Genomic DNA, 16,282 nt, shown 5'->3' on the forward strand with positions numbered 1-16,282 from the left:
CGCCCACCCCCTCCTCCCCCATGACGTCCACCGCGTGCTCCACGTGGCGGACCACGTCGTCCATCGTGTCGCCGCCCAGGTACACCGGCGCCAGGATGATGCCCACCACGCCGCCGCGCTGGGCAATGGTGCGCAGTGCCGCGTCGGACAGGTTGCGCCAGCCGCCGCCCGCCGCGCGCACGCCGGTGTGCGAGCAGAAGTAGCGCACCGTGGGGTGCGCGAAGAGGTCCGTGAGCGTCTGTTCGGAGGCGTGCGCCACGTCCACGCTCAGCCCCAGGCGGGCCATCTCCTCCATCACCTGGTGCCCCAGCGGCGTCAGCCCCCGGTTGCCCATCATGGGAAAGGACGAACCGCCCAGGTCGTTGTTGGACAGGTGCGTGAGCCCCATGAAGCGCACCCCGCGCCGGTGCAGCTCCGCCAGCCGCTCCACCTGGCCTTCAATCGCGTGGCCGCCCTCCACGCCCAGCACCGCCGACAGCCGGCCGTTCGCGAGGTTGTCCTCCAACCCGGCCCCGGTGGTGGCGACGCGCACGGTGTCCCCGGAGCGGGCGCAGAAGGCATCCAGCTTTTCAATCTGCCAGAGCGCGCGTGACCACTCGCCGCCGCGCGCCTCGCGGGGCCACTTGCGCCACGCGGCGAACAGCGGGAAGCCGCCAATGAACGGGAAGCCCCGGGTCACCAGCGTGAAGCACTGCAGCTTCACCCCCGCCTCACGCAGGCGGGGAAAGTCCACGTGCCCCTCCGTCGACCGCTCGCACAGGTCGCGGTTCCACATCAGCGAATCCGCGTGCCCGTCCGCGATGCACCACTGACGGTGCAGCTCCTTCACGTCACCCATGCCAGCAGTCTTCGCCACGCCCTCCCGCGATGACAAGCACCCCGGGACATCCGCGAGGCCGGTCTCACGTCCAGTCCGCGCCGTCGTCGTCGCAGCCGGCCCACAGGTCGTCATCCAGCGGGAGCCCGGCTTCCGCCTCCCCCGCGGGGCCCACGAGCGCGTCCGTGCGAACCTCCGCCACCTCGCGCAGCGCTTCGGGAGGGCCATAGGGCCGCCCTTCCGCGTTCAGCAGGTTCCGGAGCGCGTCCCGCAGCTCCGCGCCCGTCTGGAAGCGCAGGTCGCGGTCGCGCTGGAGCACCCGCTGGAGCACGTCCCGCATGCCCGGCGACAGCCCCCGCGTCGCCTGCTCCACGTGCGCCGGCGTCACGCACGCCATGCGCGCGGCCATCAGGGGCGCGGGGAGCCAGCTGGGGGTCTCCGCGCACAGCCCGCGAGTCCCCGGTACGGGCTGGGCCTGCTGCGCGGCGCGCTCCACGTCGTCCAGGTCCAGCAGGTGCAGGCCGGTGAGCAGCTCCAGGAGCACCATCCCCAGGGAGAACAGGTCCGCGCGTCCATCCAGCGGCTGGCCCTCCAGCGCTTCCGGCGAAGCATAGGCCACGTCCCCGCGCACCAGCCCCGGCTCCGTCACCACGCGCCCGGGCAGCCGCGACCACGCGAGCGCGAAGTCCGACAGCCGCACCCGCCCGTGCACGTCCACGCGCACGGAGCGGGGGCTGACGTCGCGGTGCACCACGCCCACGGGCAGGCCGCGCCCGTCTTCCAGCGAATGGGCGTGGTGGAGCGCATCCGCCACCTCCGCGCCCAGGTACGCGGCGAACGCCTCCGAGAAGGGCCGCCGCCGCAGCGCCGCGAAGCTGGACAGCGTCTCCAGGCACGGCCCGTCCACGTACTCCGTCACCAGATGGGGTGCGCCGTCGTGCACGCGCACCAGGTACACCGGCGCGATGGCCGGGTGGGACAGCCGCATGAGCAGCTTCACCTCTTCACGCAGCCGCGCCCGTGCAACGTCATCCGTCACGTCGCGCAGGCGCTTGATGAGCACCAGTCCACCCGGCGTGCGCGCGTAGTGCCGGCGGGCGAGCAGCAGCTCCCCTCCGGCGCGCGACCCCAGGTAGCGCACCAGCTCATAGGACGTGGCCCCGGTGGTGAAGAGGATGAAGGGCCGGGACGCGGAGTACGCGGGGGGATGGGTGGCCATCGTAGGTGACGCTCCTGACGGGAAGGGCGCTTCCCGGGGGTGGGAAGGCATGAGGAAGACCTCACGCCCGCGTCCTACCACCCGGGTCAGACATCCCCATCCGACCCCACCGGGTGTTTCCCCGACTAAAAAGGAAACGGCCCCCACCGTGAGGGTGGGAGCCGCCGCCTTCAAGTATTTCCCCAGTCCGTGTTGGACAGGTGCGCGTGAGGCGCGGGGACTACTTGTCCATCTTCTTCACGGCCGCCACCAGGGTGACGTCGCGAGCGACCATGTCCTTGCCGTCCATCACGTAGGAGGCGCGCACCTGCGAGCCTTCCTTGATGTCGTCCAGCTTCACCGCGCGGCTGCCGTTGTCCATCAGCGCGGTCTTGTCGTTGGTCTTGATCTTCAGTTCCTTGTTGGTGCTGTCCACCAGCGTTAGCGTGTCACCGGACTTGGAGATGACACGGCCGTTGACGGTGGTTGCCGCCGCGGCGGAGGTGGTGCCGGCCATGCCGGAGCCGCCCTCGGCCAGGTCCTCATTGCGGTTGGCCTGGGCCTCGGCCAGGTCCTTTTCCTCGTCGCGCACGTCCTCGTTGGCGCTGGCGATCTTGTCGTTCGCGTCCTGGCGCGCCTCCGCGATGTCCTCGTTGGCGTCATGCTGCGCCGACGCCAGCTCCTTGCTCTCGTCCTGACGGGCTTCCGCCGTCTCCTGCGCCGCTTCCTGACGGGCCTCGGCGACGTCCTCGCGCTGCTCCTGGACGTCATCCTTCTTGCAGCCGGTGACCATCGTGAGACCCGCCACCGCCGTGACCGCAATCATGAGCTTCCGCATGTGACCGCCCCCTGTGTGTGTGTTCTTGGATGCCGGTGATTTGTTCCCCGGCGTTGGGCAGAAACTGGTCGCTCCCCCCGTACCTGCACAGCGCTTGTCGTCATGCGCGGGCATGCGCAGGGGCGGGCTGCACGAGAGGGAGGCCCTGGCCGCCTGCCTGCTGGGGAAGCGGAACAAAACGCATGTGGACGCGAAAAATCCGTTCCCGTGCGCTGTAGCAGGCCTGTTGCATGAGGGAGCCTGTGCGTTGACAGGGCAGAACCGCCCTTGTACTGGCACCGGCGGGTCCCGTCCGAAGGGGGGCCGGAAGGAGCCGTGAGCCGTGAACGTGTGGGTCAACGGAGAAGCGCGGACGCTGCCGGAGGGCAGCACCCTTTCGTCCCTGCTGGCGCTGCTGGCGCTGGGCAGCGGGCCGGGGGTGGCGGTGGAGGTGAACGCGGAGGTGGTGCGCCGCGCCCGTCATCCCGAGCACCGGCTCCAGGACGGGGACCGGGTGGAGATCGTCACCTTCGTGGGTGGCGGGTGAGCGCAGGCCCTGGAGAGGAGACGGTCATGAGCGGCATCGCGGACAAGCCTTTCACGCTGGCGGGGGTGACGTTCACCTCGCGGCTCATCGTCGGGACGGGGAAGTACCCCAGCCACGAGGTGATGAAGCAGTGCCACGAAGCGTCGGGCGCGGAGCTCGTCACGGTGGCGGTGCGGCGGCTGGACCTGAAGGCGACGGGCGAGGCGTCGCTGATGAACTGGATCGACCGCAACAAGATGCGCCTCCTGCCCAACACGGCGCTCTGCTACACGGCGGAGGACGCGGTGCGCACCTGCCGGCTGGCCGAAGAGCTGGGCATGAGCAAGTGGGTGAAGCTGGAGGTGCTGGGCGACGAGAAGACGCTCTACCCGGACGTCGAGGAGACGGTGAAGGCGGCGCGCATCCTGGTGAAAGAAGGCTTCACCGTGCTGCCGTACACCAGCGACGACCCCATCACGGCGCGCAAGCTGGAGGACGCGGGCTGCGCGGCGGTGATGCCGCTGGCGGCGCCCATCGGCAGCGGGCTGGGCATCCGCAACCCGCACAACCTGCGGCTCATCCGCGAGGTCGTGAAGGTGCCGGTCATCGTGGACGCGGGCGTGGGCACGGCGTCCGACGCGGCCATCGCGATGGAGCTGGGCGTGGACGCGCTGCTCATGAACACCGCCATCGCGGGCGCGAAGGATCCGGTGCGCATGGCCGTGGCGATGAAGAAGGCGGTGGAGGCCGGCCGCGACGCGTACCTGGCGGGGCGCATCCCGCGCAAGGCGTATGGCTCCGCGTCCAGCCCCATCGAAGGGCTCGTGGAGTAGCGGTGCCCTCCCTGCCCCGCCTCGTGGTCATCACGGACTGGCGGCTGCCCCGGGCGCGGTTGTTGACCGCGCTGGAGCAGGCGCTGGAGGCGGGGCCGGAGGTCGCCGTGCAGCACCGTCACCCGGAGGCCTCCGGGCGGCTGTTCCTGGAGGAGGCGCGGCTCGTGGCGGAGGTGTGCCGGGGCCGGACGCTGTTCGTGAACGGTCGGCTGGATGTCGCGCTGCTCGTGGGCGCGCACCTGCACCTGCCCGCGTCGGGTCCTTCGCCGCGCGACGTGCGTCCATTCCTGCCCGCGGACCGGTGGGTGAGCGTGGCGGTGCACGACGCTCGCGAGGCGGAAGGCGCGGTGGGAGCGGACCTGGCGCTGGTAAGCCCCGTGTTCGCGCCCGGCTCCAAGCCTGGGGACACGCGCGAGACGTTGGGGCCTCATGGCTTCAGGGGGCTCGTGGAGCGGCTGCCCTGCCCTGCCCTGGCGCTGGGAGGGATGACGGCGGAGCGCGCCCGGGAGGTGCCGGGTGCGTGGGGCGTCGCGGTCATCTCCGCCGTGTTGGAGGCGGAGGATCCGCGCGCGGCGGCCCGAGCGCTGCTGGACGCATGCCGGCCCCCGCGAGACTGAGGCGGCGCTATGCTGCGCGGCCGTGACGCCCTCCCCGACCTCCGTTGAGCTGCGCCCACTCGCCATCGGAGAAATCATCGACCGTGCGGCGACGTTCTGGCGCGCACACCTGAAACCCCTGTTCGTGCTGTGCCTGGGCTTCGACCTGCTCAACTACATCGCGGTCAAGGCGTTCACCCTCGCGATGACGCGCACGGTGGGCGTGCTGCCCGGGCTGGGGAGGGCTCCCGCGGGCACGGACCCCACGCAGGCGTTGACCCAGTCCGGCATCATGCTGGGGCTGATGCTCGTGCTGTATGTGTTCCTCGTGTGGAACTTCTGGGTGGCCACCACGGCGGCGGCCCGGTACGTGATTCCCGCGCGGCTGGGTGAACCGGTGCGTCCCTCGGAGGGTCTGCGCCGGGCGGTGTCTCGCCTGGGCACGCTGACCGCGACCTACCTCCTGTCGATTGGCTGGTCCGTGGGGGTGACGCTCCTGCTGTGCCTGCCCGGCTCCGTGGTCATGGGGCTGGGCGTGGTCGCGGCCGTCACCGGCAAGGGCTCTGGCGGAAGCACGGCGTTGAGCATCGCGCTGATCATCATCGGCGCCATCGTGCTGGGCGTGGGCGCGCTGGCGGCGGTGCTCTGGTACTTCCTGCGCTTCATGCTGCTGCCCCCCGTGCTGGCGATGGAGGACGTGGGCGCGTGGGCGGCCTTCAAGCGCTCCGGGGCCCTGCTGAAGGGCCGCGTCGAACCGGGCTTCATGGGCCGGGGCACGGTTCGGGCCATGGTGCTGTCCACGGTGGTGGGCGGCATCCTCATCGCGGTGAGCCTGGTGTCGGGGCTGCCCGCGTGGATCGTCCGGCTCGCCTATGGTGGCAACCTGTTGGATCCGGCGGCGCAGGCGGCCATCCCGCAGGCATTGCTCGTCCCCGCGGAGCTGTTGCAGGTGGTGGGGCAGTCCTTCTTCACGCCGCTGAGCTTCGTGGTGTCCGCGTTCTTCTACGTGGACATGCGCGTGCGCCGCGAGGGCCTGGACCTGGAGCGGCGGATCGCGACCGCGGAGCCGGCGGCGCCGTCCCCCTGACATCCCGTGCCCGCCCTGCCCCTGCTCCTCCTGCTGGCCGCCCTGCCCCCGTGCGCTGACCGGGAGGCCGTGTCGCGCCGGCTCGAGGACACCGCGCGCTCCAGGCCCCAGGACCTCAACGCGGAGGTGAACCGGCTGGTGGAGGCACTGGACGGCGTGCCCCTGCCGCCCGGGACCTCCGGACAGTCCGCGCCGGACCGGGCCCGGCAGCTCACGGTGTACCTGGAGGCCGTGTGCGCGCTGGACTCGGAACCGGCCGTGGCGCCCGGCGTGACGAGCGAGCCGGAGCGGCTGCGTGCCATCCTCGACCGGCCGGAGTTCGCGAGGGCCCGGCAGCGCAACAGCGACCTGCTGACGCGCCTGCTTCGCGAGCTGCAGACCTGGCTGGAAGGCCTCTTCGAATCCAGGGGCGCGCAGGGCTTCGCGGTGGCCACGCGCGCGGTGATGCTGGGCCTGGCGCTGGCGGTGGTGTTGTTCGGCGTGCTGCGGGTGCGCTGGCGCCGGAGCCGGAAGGCCACCGCCGCGCCGGGAGTGGAAGGCGAAGCCGCGCCGCTGGAGCTGGACACGCCGGGAGAACACCTGGGCCGGGCGCGCACCGCGCTGGAGACGGAGGACGCGCGCGAAGCCATCCGTGAGGGATTGCTGGGCCTGCTGTCCACGCTGGAGCAGCGCAAGCTGGCGAGGCCGGACCGCGTGAAGACGAACCGCGAGCTCGCCGCGGAGCTGCCCACGCGAGGCGCCCCCGCGAAAGTAGCGGACGAGGTGGAACGGCTGGTGGGCTGGTACGACCAGGCCTTCTATTCGCTGGAGCCGGTGTCGAGGGAAGAGGCCGCGCGCTTCGTGGAGTCCGTGGAGCAGTTGCACGGCACGCTCGCGGAGGGCCGGCCGTGAGGAACGCTCGCGTCGCGGTCGTGCTGGGGTTGATGATCGCCGTGGCGCTGGCGGTGGGCCTTGCGTCGCATGAGGCCCCGCCGGACTCCCCCGTGCCGTCCGTCACGAACCCGGGCCCCCTGGGACTCAAGGCGCTCTTCGTCTACCTGCAGGAACGCGGACGCGACGTCAGCACGCAGACCGCTTCACTGGACTCGATTCCCTCCGGCACGCGCACGCTGATCATCGCCGCGCCGCAGGCCCAGCCCGTGACGAAGGAAGAAGTCGCCGCGCTGGAGCGCTTCGTCCGGGGCGGCGGCACGCTCGTGTACCTGTCTCCTCATGCGCTGGGCGAACACCAGCCGGGCATGGAGGAATGGCTGCGGATCACTCCCGGCGCACTGCCCGGCACGAACCACGAGGGCCTTGCCTCCGAATGGGTGGATCCCGCCGGCGTCACCGTGAACGTGTGGCTGCCCGCGGGCGCGCTGCGCGACCTGTCGCTCCTGCGCGTGGCCCGGGACCGGAGCCTGCGGGTGGAGCACGAGGACGCGGTGCCACTCGCGGGCCTGGGCGCGGCGGGCGTGGTGTGGCGCTGGGGCCTGGACAAGGGCGAGGTCTACGTCGTCGCGGGCCCGGACCTCGCGGAGAACCGGCGCCTGGAGCTGCTCGACAACCTGCGCTTCTGGGATGCGCTCGCCGCGCGCGGCCCGCTGCGCTTCGACGAGTTCCACCACGCCGTCGTCACCCGCCCGCCCCTGTCGCAGGGCCTCTGGGTCTTCATCGCCCAGAGCCTCGCGGTGGGTCTCGTCTACGTCGTCTCCCGCGGCACTCGCTTCGGCGCGCCCCGGCCCGTGCGCGTGGAACGGCACCGTTCGTCGCGCGAGTACGTGCGCTCCCTGGGCTGGCTCATGCGCCGCGCGAAGGTGGAGGCGGAGCTGTTGCCGGAGCTCGACACCGCCCTGCGCCGCCTGATGCAGGAGCGCCTGGGCATCGCGCCCTCCCTGCCGGACACGGAGGCCGCGCGCCTGCTGGAAGAGACCTGCGGCGTGCCCGCGCGCGACTACCTGGACGCGAAGGAGGACCTCCTGCGTACGCGGGAGCGCACCCCCATCCGCCCCGCCGACTACACCCGCCTCGCCCGCCGCTACGCCCTCCTGGAGCGCCGCGTGACAGGCCGCGCGGGCGACGCGCGGGAATGACGAAGGCGCGGTGCCCGGCGCGCTCACACGCTCCGGACCCGCGCCCTCTTGTCGCCCGGTACCGGACCGGACCTACAGCTTCTTGCCCGCCGCGAGCATGGCCTCACCCACGTGCTGGCGGATCTCCGTGACGCGCGCCTCCCAGCTCTCGTGGAAGATCTTCTCCGCGCGCTCCCGGTTCGGGCCCGGGTTGTCCGCCAGCGCCGCGTTCACCTGCTTCACGTAGTCCTCGGGCGTGGTGGCGATGCGGCACAGCCCCACCTTGCGGACCTCCGGCAAATCAGACGACACCACCGGCAGGCCGGACGCCAGGTACTCGCGCACCTTCAGCGGGTTGGAGTTGAGCGTCAGCTCGTTGATGACGAACGGGTTGAGCGCCACGTCGAACGCCTTGTTGTAGCCCGGCAGGTCCGCGTACGGCTTGCGCCCCAGCATGTGGATGTTGGGCACCGCGCGCAGGCGGCTGTCGTCGCAGTCCGGCGTCGTCTTGCCCACGATGACCACCGAGCCCTCCGGGTGCGCCTTCGCGCACGCGATGATGGCGTCCTGATCAATCCAGTCCGCCACCAGCCCGAAGAAGCCGATGATGGGCTTGGGCAGCTTCGCGATGTCCTCCGGAATCTTCGTCTCCGGGTCGCACGCCTTCACGAAGTGCGCGTGGTCCGTGCCGTGGCGCACCAGCACCGTGCGCGGGTTCATGCGCTTCTTGTTCTCGTACAGGCGCTCCGCGGACGTGATGCACATGTCCGCGCGGCGCAGCAGGCGTTCCTCCAGCTCCGCGATGTGCTTGCCGTTCGTGTCGCTGAACGCTGAGAACTCATCCACGCAGTGGTACACGACGAAGTCCTCGCCCAGCGTGCCGGACACCGGCGCGGACGCGGGCAGGAAGCTCCAGGAGATGGGGCGCTCGAACTTCAGCTGCTTCATCGCGCGCAGCACCTGGAGCCGCAGCAGGTGGCGGTTCGCCTGGCGCACCGTCTCCGAGCCGTAGAACGGAATCGCCAGCGGCGCGAGCACGTGCAGGTTGGGCTCCACCTCGCGGATGCCCTGCGTGAACGTCTTCAGCTTCTTGATGATCCGCTGCGCGTCGTGCGCGTTCGCCTTGGGCGCACGGTTGCCGATGCTGTTCACCCACAGCACGCGGTTGTCCCGCGAGAGGATCCGCATGATGTGGACCTTCGACAGTGGATCCCCGTCCCAGTCGTTGGAGAACACCACCAGGTCCCGGCCGCGAAGGGCCCGCTTCGACAAGTCCATCTCTTCACTGCGACGCATCGTCTTCTCCTGAAGTCAAAACCCCGTGCTGAATCCCTGAAGCGCGCCGTTCGTCACCGAAGGCGCTCCAACCCCGTCCCCACTCCGTCACGCCGCGTTCACGGTTCCTGCGCCTGCCATGCCGGACGGCAGCAACTCCGCGTACACGTCCAGCATCACCGGCCCCGCATCCGGGGCCATCACCTTCGCCGGGCCCGCCGTCAGCGCGTCGCGCACCGCCTGCGCCAGCGCCCGCTCGTCCCCGGCCTTGAACAACTTCGTCCCGTCCGGCCGCGCGCACACGTCGCTGGCCACGCACGGCACCCCCAGGGCCAGCGCCTCGCGCACGGAGATGGAGTCCCCGTCGTGCGTGGTGGGCCGGATGAAGACGTCGCTCTGGGACAACAGCCCCAGCGCCTTCGCGTGCTCCAGTTCGCCCAGGTCCTCCAGAAGCCCCGCCACGCCCAACTCACGCGCGTCGCGGATGAACTCCTCGGAGCGCGTGCCCGGGCCGAACAGCGCCAGACCCACGTGGGGATGCGTCTCCGCCACGAGCTTCAGCGCGCGGAACATCCGCTTGCGCCCGTACACGGGCGACGGGTGGTGCGCCATCGTGAGCAGCGGACGGCGCCGCGCCCGAGCGGCCTCCACTTCCGGCGTCACCGGACCGGGCCGCACCTGTGAACCGCAGAAGGCCGGATGCACCAGGACCTTCTCCGCCGGCACACCGCACGCGACCACCGCGTCGCGCACCGCCGGAGACACCGCGACCACCCGGGCGTAGCCCGTCAGCGCCGTGCGCGCGAACACGCGCCGGGCCTGCGACTCCGCCAGGTAGTCCGGAATCAACCCCGAGTGCAGCGTGATGACGCGCGGCGAACGAGGCCCCGGCATGGTGCCCACCAGCGCCGCCAGCACCCACGCCTTCGGGTTGTTGCCGCTGGTGTGCAGGTGGACCGTCCAGCCCGCGGAGGTGAATCCCGCGAGCCGCAGGCCGAAGGCAGCGGCGCCGTGCACGGGGAGGACGTCCGGAGCCGGCCGGCCACCCTTCCCGATATCGAGCACCTTCGCTTCGACCCCACGGTCGCGAAGAAATTGATGGAGTTGACGGACGTGGATGGCCACGCCCCCGTACGGCGGCGGGTAGTCCCCGACGAGCAGCACGCGCATGAAGGAAGTCCCCTTCTCCAACGAAGCCAACCTCTAGCGGACGGAAGCCTGCGCGGAGGGCCGCGGAACCTGGGTGAGCTTCGGCGGCGTCCGCGCGGGCAACAGGCCCATCTCACGCTGGTACGTGGTGAGCGGATCCGCGTCCTGGCGAATCACCTTCGCCGGCACGCCCGCCACCACCGCACCCGCTGGCACGTCCTTCACCACCACCGCGTTGGCGCCAATCACCGCGAAGTCGCCCACGTGGATGTTGCCCAGCACCTTGGCGCCCGCGCCGATGCGCACGTAGTCACCAATCACCGGCGCGCCCTCCAGCCCGGAGCGTCCGCCAATGGTCACTTGCTGGGAGATGAGGACGTGACGGCCCACCTTCGCCGCCTTGTGGATGACCACGCCGATACCGCCGTAGCCCAGCTGCGTCCCCTCGCCCAGCTCCGCGTCCTCGGGGATGTAGGAGCTGTGGAGGTAGTAGATGGCCTTGCGCAACACCGCCGGCAGCAACGGCACCCCACGCTGCTTGAGACCATGCGCCAGCCGGTACAACGTCATCGCGTCGAATCCCATCACGCCTCTCCTCGCCCGCCCGTACTCCGTGACGCCCGGAAGCTAAGTACCCACGCGTGGAGAGGGAAGTCCTCCCCACGCGTCCATTTGCCGACGGTGGATCAGACCGCCCGGCGGGGACGGAGTGACTGCAACGCACTCCACGGGCGAACGCCTTGCGCATACAGGCCCACCACGTACCCCACCACGAAGAGCAGCCCCGCCACCGCCAGGGGCAGCACCCGCCACAGGAAGCCCGTGGGCAGGTTCATCCACGTGTCATGCACCCCGGAGCGCAAGAGGAAGATGCTCCCGCCCGCCGCGAACGCCGCCAGCGACGCCTGACCCAGCTCCCGCCACGGAATGACGTCCTTGAGGCCCAGCTTCCGCTCGGGCGTGGACAGCGCCTGGGGCACGCGGATGAGCAGCATCCCCTTGCCCACCACCTCCGCCAGCGCCCAGGACGCGATGCCGCCCATCATCCCGAAGTGCTTCACGCCCAACCACAGGAGCGGCACCGTCACCACGGCCTTCACCAGGTACGAGTTGAAGATGGCCCGCGTCTGCCCCCGGGCCCGCAGCGTCCCGTCCATGGGAAGGATGGCCAGCACCACGCCCAGCACGCTCACCCGGAAGATGGGGACCGCGGGCAGGAACTTCTGGCCGAACATGGCCCCCACGAACTCCGGCGCCGCCGCGAAGAGGAACGCCGCGAAGGGCAGGAACACGTACGCCAGCTTCCCGGCCGCTTCCCGGAAGGCCTCCACGCCCTCCTCCAGCCGGCCCTCGCGCTCCAGCTCGCCCAGGCGCACCATCAGCACCTCGCTGGTGGGCGTGTAGAGCAGGTCCACCACCGGCAGCTGGAAGCAGCCCACCCGGTAGAGCGCGTACACCGCGGGGGCCACCACGCCCGCCACCGCGTACATGTGCGCGTTCTGCTGGGGGATGGCCAGGCACATCGCCGCGCCGAACGGCGCCGCGTACACCAGCTGCTCCTTGAACAGCTTCCAGTCCACCAGCGGACCCGTGGACCCGCGCAGCGACACCACCCACGTGGCCACGTAGCGAAGGCCCGCGAAGCAGGCCACGGCGATCATCATCCCGTGCAGGGAGAAGCCCAGCAGCGGCGGCAGCACCATCACGCCCGAGCGCACCGCGTCGGACGCCAGGTACACCACCGCGGACGCCTTCGTCTTCCCCTGGCTGGTGAGCGAAATCTCCAGCGGGTAGCTGCCCAGGAAGAACGCCGTGTAGAGCGCCAGCGCCGCGCGGTGATCCATCAGCGCCGGGTTGTTGAAGTACGCCGCCACGTGGCCCAGGAAGGCCCACACCAGCCCCGCGGCGACAATGCCCGCGCCCGTGACGAAGAGCAGCGCGTGCCCCAGGTAGGGCCGCTTCGCCTCCGCGCGGGGCAGGAAGTAGTAGAGGCTCTGCGCCACGCCGAACGGCAGCACGTACGACAGCGTCGTGGCGATGAGGAACAGTTGGTAATAGGTGCCGTACTCGTCCAGGCGAAGCACCCGGGCAAGGACGAGCGGAATGGACAGCGTCAGCCCGGCGGTGAACAACCGGGCCAACACCAACGGGCCGGCCCGCCCCAGGAACGACGGGGATGGGGCCGGCTTGGGTGACACACTCACTGGAGCTCCTCCGGCTGCGCCGCCTCCGAGGCAAGGGCCACGTTCGACGCCACCACGACCTGCGCACCTGGCGCCGCCACCGCAACCCGCGGCTCCGTCGCGATCACCGGCGCTGTCACGTCCACGACTTCCACCGGCGTGGCCTTCGCGAGCGCCGCGTCCAGCTCCTCGACGAGCACGTTGCCGGTGTTCATCGGGGACAGGATGTGCGGCCGGTGCCCCAGCACCGGGTGGCTCATGCCCAGCACGCCGAAGCAGTCGTCGAACTGGCACACCGTCAGCGCCGACGAGTAGTCCCCCATCAGGCCCAGGCTGAAGTTCTCCCACATCACCTTGCGCTTGAGGGCGAACGGGTCGCCGCCCACGCGGTTGGGCAGGTCCTCCGTGGTGACGCCGGAGCGGAAGCCGTTCTGGTTGAGCACGCGGATCATCTCATCCGAGTACCAGCCGTTGCAGTACGCGAAGTCCTTCACCTGGATGCCGACCTCGCGCTCGATGGTCTGCTTGGACTCCACGATCTCCTTCTCCACCACCTCCGTGGGCTCCAGCGTCAGCACCGTGTGGCCCAGCGTGTGCGCGCCGAACTCGAAGCCGTCGCGCGCCATGGTGCGCACCTCGTCCCAGTTCATGACGTCGCCCTGCTCCGGCACGAGGTCCGCGCCGCCGCCCAGCTGCTGCTCCAGCGAGTCGATGATGCCCGTGAGCACGCGCGTCGGGTGCTCGCCAATGAAGTCGTCCAGCGCCGCGGACACCGTCTTGCTCCCGGTGAGGATGGGCCCCAAGAGCTGCACCGACGGGCCAGGCATGGTGTCGTAGTCAGGGCGGAACCGGCGCTCCTGCACGCAGCGCAGCAGGTGGAACAGCCGGTCGTGGTTGAAGCGCTTGTCCGTGTTGATGAACGCCGTGGGCAGGTAGGTGATGGCCGGCACGCCCATCTGCTTGAGCACCGGGTACGCGTACCGGTACACGTCGCGGTAGCCGTCGTCGAACGTCACCACGAACAGGTCCTTCTTCGCGGCGCGGCGGCCCGCCATCACGTCCACCGCGTCGCCAATGCTCGCCAGCTCGAAGCCCGCCGCGTGCGCCTGCTCCAGGTGGCGGCGGAACGTCTCCTGGGAGATGAGCAGCCCGGGAATGGAGCGCTGCAGCTCCCCCGTGAAGTCGCTCACCACGCGGTGGTAGCTCACGATGAGGATGCGCCGCCCCCCCGACTGCGAACGGCGGTACGCCGCCATCGCCTTGCGCGCCCCGCTGTAGTGGAGGAACCCTGCCGCCGCCGCCTTCGCCGCCCGCCGCAACACCCTGCCAGCCATCACGCCTCCCTCGCGGCTTTCGCCGTCTGCCCGCTCCCCCCAATGGACCGGGCCCCGGCCCGCGTGTGTGCATGCTGGATGCCAGGGCAGGTAGATGATGGAAACCCCCCGTAACCCCGTGAAACCCCGTGCCTCCCGGGGCATGTACGCCCCGGATGGGGTCCTACCTGGGTGTACCAGGGCAGTCTCGCGCCCACCCGTGGCGAAAACCTTTCAGTCCTCCGGCGAAAGCGAAGGGAGAAGCAGGCGTAAAAACTTCTTGTCCTCCGGCGGGCGGCCCCGGGGGTTTCACTGGTGAACATCGGCTTTTAAGGCTACGAAACGGCCCGCCGATGCCCCCTCCCCCCTCTGGATCAGCACCCGCGCTCGCCCTCCATGACGTGAGCAAGCGCTATGGGCGCAGGTGGGCGCTGGCGCGGCTCACCTACACGCTGCCCGCTGGCCGTTCGCTGCTGCTCACCGGCCACAACGGCTCCGGGAAGACGACGCTCCTGCGCCTCGTGGCCACCGCGCTGGGGCCCACCGCGGGCCGGGTGGAGGTGCTGGGGCGGGACGCCGTCGTGGATCGCGAGGCGGTGCGCCGCGACGTGGCGCTCCTGTCCCACGCCAGCTTCCTCTACGAAGACCTCACCGCGCAGCAGAACCTGATGGTGCTGGGGCGCCTGTTGGGCGTGGACGCGCCCCAGGACGTCGCGGACGCGCTGCTCAACAAGGTGGGCCTCACCCGCCGCACGGACAGCCCGGTGCGAGGCTTCAGCGCCGGCATGCGCAAGCGCCTGGCCATCGCGCGGCTCCTGATGAAGGCCCCGGCCCTGGCGCTGCTGGATGAACCCTTTGGCGAGCTGGACCCCGCGGGCATCCACGACATGGAGGGCGTCATCGCGGAACTGAAGGCGGGCGGCACCACCGTGGTGCTGGCCACGCACCTCATCGAACAGGGCCTGAGCCTGTGCGAGGAACGGCTGCACCTGCAGGACGGCCGGGCGGTGGCGGCATGAGCGCCCCGAAGCTGAAGCGTCCCCCGGGTCTGCTGGCGACGACGCTCGTCCTCTTGCGCAAGGACCTGCTCATCGAATGGCGCACCCGCGCGCGGCTCAACGCGCTGGTGTTCTTCGCCATGGCCACGCTGCTGCTCTTCTCCTTCGCGCTGGGCCCGGACACGAAGCTTTTGGAGCGCAACGCGGGCGGCTACCTGTGGCTGGCCATCCTCTTCGCCAGCGTGCTGTCCCTGGGCGAGTCCTTCCGCGTGGAGACGGAGAACGCCTGCCTGGATGGTGTGCGGCTGGCCCCCGCGGACGCTCGCGCCATCTTCCTGTCCAAGGCGCTGGGCAACGCCCTGCTGCTCCTGGCCCTGTCGGTGGTGCTGGTGCCGGTGATGGTCGCTCTGTACGGGGTGCGCATCGTCACCGGGGTCGGTGACCTGGCGGGCATCCTGGTCCTGGGCAGCCTGGCGCTCAGCGCCCCGGGGACCGTCTACGCGGCCATCTCCAGCAATGCCCGGGCCCGGGATGTGCTGCTGCCTCTGCTATTGTTCCCGCTCGTCATCCCGGCCCTCCTCTCCGCTGCCAAGGGGACCACGCTCATACTCCAGGGTGACCCGATGCAGCAGCTGGGCTCATGGCAGGGGCTGCTGCTGGGGTTCAATCTGATTTATTGGGGCGTGGGCTTCGTGCTGTTTCCCCGGGTCATCGAGGACTGAAGGATGAACAAGTTCGTCAAGTTTGGCCTGCCGGTGGTGATGCTGGCGTTGCTGGGCACGGGCTGGTGGTTGGGCCTTGCGTGGGCGCCGCCGGACCGGGAGATGGGCGAAGTGCAGCGCATCATGTACGTCCACGTGCCGCTCCAGTGGATGGCCATGATGGCCATGTTCATCAACTTCGTGGCCGCGGTGACGTACCTGATGCGTCAGTCGTGGAAGACGGACGCGATGGCGGAGGCCTCCGCGGAGGTGGGCCTGCTCTTCGGGACGCTGGGCATGATCACCGGCTCCATCTGGGGCCGCCCGACCTGGGGCGTGTACTGGTCGTGGGATCCGCGCCTGACGTCGGAGGCCATCCTGCTGGTGTCCTACACGGGCTACCTGGTGCTGCGGCGCTTCGTCGAGGACCCGGAGAAGCGCGCGGTGTGGAGCGCGGTGGTGGCCATCATCGGGGCCATCAACCTGCCCATCGTGTGGTTCTCCGTGCGCTGGTGGCGCAGCCTCCACCAGACGCAGTCCAGCCCCAAGACGGTGGACCCGCAGATGGTGCTGCCCCTGCGCGTGTCGGCGTTCGGCATGCTGGCGCTGCTCATCCTCTTCATGGTGCACCGCTACCGCATCGCGTTGGCGGAGCGGCAGGCGGAGGTGGCGCTGCCGGAGGCGCTGCCCTCGGACGACCCCGCGCAGCGCGCGACCCATTCCTCGAAGGTGGCCTGA

At 70.4% G+C, this 16,282-nt stretch carries 17 protein-coding genes; 9 read left to right on the top strand and 8 right to left on the bottom strand.

Going from position 1 to position 16,282, the window contains the following annotated elements; translation table 11 throughout:
- The 3 genes from D7X32_RS22700 to D7X32_RS22710 all read right to left on the bottom strand — a co-directional run.
- The coding region (locus D7X32_RS22700; protein ID WP_120604664.1) for a dipeptidase at nucleotides 1–838 on the bottom strand (838 nt) is incomplete at its 3' end.
- Nucleotides 839–902: 64 nt separating this feature from the next.
- Nucleotides 903–2,036 (bottom strand): serine/threonine-protein kinase, encoded by a 1,134-nt coding sequence (locus D7X32_RS22705; protein WP_120604665.1) that lies wholly within the window; start codon nucleotides 2,034–2,036, stop codon nucleotides 903–905.
- 220 nt (nucleotides 2,037–2,256) lie between these two features.
- Nucleotides 2,257–2,853, bottom strand: coding sequence for an SPFH domain-containing protein (locus tag D7X32_RS22710; protein WP_120604666.1), 597 nt, complete (start codon nucleotides 2,851–2,853; stop codon nucleotides 2,257–2,259).
- Between the two features lie 322 nt (nucleotides 2,854–3,175).
- Between D7X32_RS22710 and thiS the strand changes: the two genes are divergently transcribed.
- The 6 genes from thiS to D7X32_RS22740 are packed head-to-tail and all read left to right on the top strand — an operon-like array spanning nucleotide 3,176 to nucleotide 7,946.
- Nucleotides 3,176–3,379, top strand: coding sequence for a sulfur carrier protein ThiS (gene thiS / locus D7X32_RS22715; protein ID WP_120559178.1), 204 nt, complete (start codon nucleotides 3,176–3,178; stop codon nucleotides 3,377–3,379).
- Nucleotides 3,380–3,405: 26 nt separating this feature from the next.
- The gene (locus D7X32_RS22720) at nucleotides 3,406–4,191 is read left to right on the top strand and encodes a thiazole synthase (protein WP_014395830.1); all 786 of its coding nucleotides are present in this window, start codon (nucleotides 3,406–3,408) and stop codon (nucleotides 4,189–4,191) included.
- Nucleotides 4,192–4,193: 2 nt separating this feature from the next.
- Nucleotides 4,194–4,808 (top strand): thiamine phosphate synthase, encoded by a 615-nt coding sequence (locus D7X32_RS22725; protein WP_120604667.1) that lies wholly within the window; start codon nucleotides 4,194–4,196, stop codon nucleotides 4,806–4,808.
- Nucleotides 4,809–4,830: 22 nt separating this feature from the next.
- On the top strand, nucleotides 4,831–5,874 hold the full coding sequence (locus D7X32_RS22730) for a hypothetical protein (protein ID WP_120604668.1): 1,044 nt from the start codon (nucleotides 4,831–4,833) through the stop codon (nucleotides 5,872–5,874).
- 6 nt (nucleotides 5,875–5,880) lie between these two features.
- Nucleotides 5,881–6,765, top strand: a complete 885-nt coding sequence (locus D7X32_RS22735; protein ID WP_120604669.1) for a DUF4129 domain-containing protein — start codon at nucleotides 5,881–5,883, stop codon at nucleotides 6,763–6,765.
- A complete protein-coding gene (locus D7X32_RS22740; protein WP_120604670.1) occupies nucleotides 6,762–7,946 on the top strand; it encodes a DUF4350 domain-containing protein in 1,185 nt (394 codons plus the stop codon). Before D7X32_RS22735 ends, D7X32_RS22740 begins: the two co-directional genes overlap by 4 nt.
- 72 nt (nucleotides 7,947–8,018) lie before the next feature.
- Here D7X32_RS22740 and exoP read toward each other — a convergent pair whose 3' ends face one another.
- From exoP to D7X32_RS22765, 5 genes are all read right to left on the bottom strand, one after another.
- Complete coding sequence (gene exoP, locus D7X32_RS22745; RefSeq protein ID WP_120604671.1) at nucleotides 8,019–9,221, bottom strand: spore coat polysaccharide biosynthesis glycosyltransferase ExoP; 1,203 nt, start codon at nucleotides 9,219–9,221, stop codon at nucleotides 8,019–8,021.
- An 87-nt stretch (nucleotides 9,222–9,308) separates the two neighbouring features.
- Entirely contained in the window at nucleotides 9,309–10,370 is a 1,062-nt protein-coding gene (locus tag D7X32_RS22750; protein ID WP_120604691.1) for a glycosyltransferase family 4 protein, read from the bottom strand.
- A 33-nt stretch (nucleotides 10,371–10,403) separates the two neighbouring features.
- Nucleotides 10,404–10,934 (bottom strand): serine O-acetyltransferase, encoded by a 531-nt coding sequence (locus tag D7X32_RS22755; RefSeq protein ID WP_120604672.1) that lies wholly within the window; start codon nucleotides 10,932–10,934, stop codon nucleotides 10,404–10,406.
- 101 nt (nucleotides 10,935–11,035) lie between these two features.
- Nucleotides 11,036–12,553, bottom strand: a complete 1,518-nt coding sequence (locus D7X32_RS22760) for an oligosaccharide flippase family protein (protein WP_120604673.1) — start codon at nucleotides 12,551–12,553, stop codon at nucleotides 11,036–11,038.
- Nucleotides 12,550–13,788 (bottom strand): polysaccharide deacetylase family protein, encoded by a 1,239-nt coding sequence (locus D7X32_RS22765; RefSeq protein WP_244239141.1) that lies wholly within the window; start codon nucleotides 13,786–13,788, stop codon nucleotides 12,550–12,552. The genes D7X32_RS22760 and D7X32_RS22765 overlap by 4 nt, the downstream gene beginning before the upstream one ends.
- Before the next feature lie 410 nt (nucleotides 13,789–14,198).
- Between D7X32_RS22765 and ccmA the strand changes: the two genes are divergently transcribed.
- The 3 genes from ccmA to ccsA are packed head-to-tail and all read left to right on the top strand — an operon-like array spanning nucleotide 14,199 to nucleotide 16,282.
- Nucleotides 14,199–14,864 carry a heme ABC exporter ATP-binding protein CcmA gene (gene ccmA, locus D7X32_RS22770; protein ID WP_120604675.1) on the top strand — a complete coding sequence of 222 codons (666 nt, stop codon included), beginning with the start codon at nucleotides 14,199–14,201 and terminating at the stop codon, nucleotides 14,862–14,864.
- Nucleotides 14,861–15,565, top strand: coding sequence for a heme exporter protein CcmB (locus D7X32_RS22775; RefSeq protein ID WP_120604676.1), 705 nt, complete (start codon nucleotides 14,861–14,863; stop codon nucleotides 15,563–15,565). Before ccmA ends, D7X32_RS22775 begins: the two co-directional genes overlap by 4 nt.
- Nucleotides 15,566–15,568: 3 nt before the next feature.
- The gene (gene ccsA / locus D7X32_RS22780) at nucleotides 15,569–16,282 is read left to right on the top strand and encodes a cytochrome c biogenesis protein CcsA (RefSeq protein WP_120604677.1); all 714 of its coding nucleotides are present in this window, start codon (nucleotides 15,569–15,571) and stop codon (nucleotides 16,280–16,282) included.

Origin of the sequence: Corallococcus carmarthensis (assembly GCF_003611695.1) — a bacterium.
In the GTDB taxonomy this organism is placed as follows: Bacteria; Myxococcota; Myxococcia; order Myxococcales; family Myxococcaceae; genus Corallococcus; species Corallococcus carmarthensis.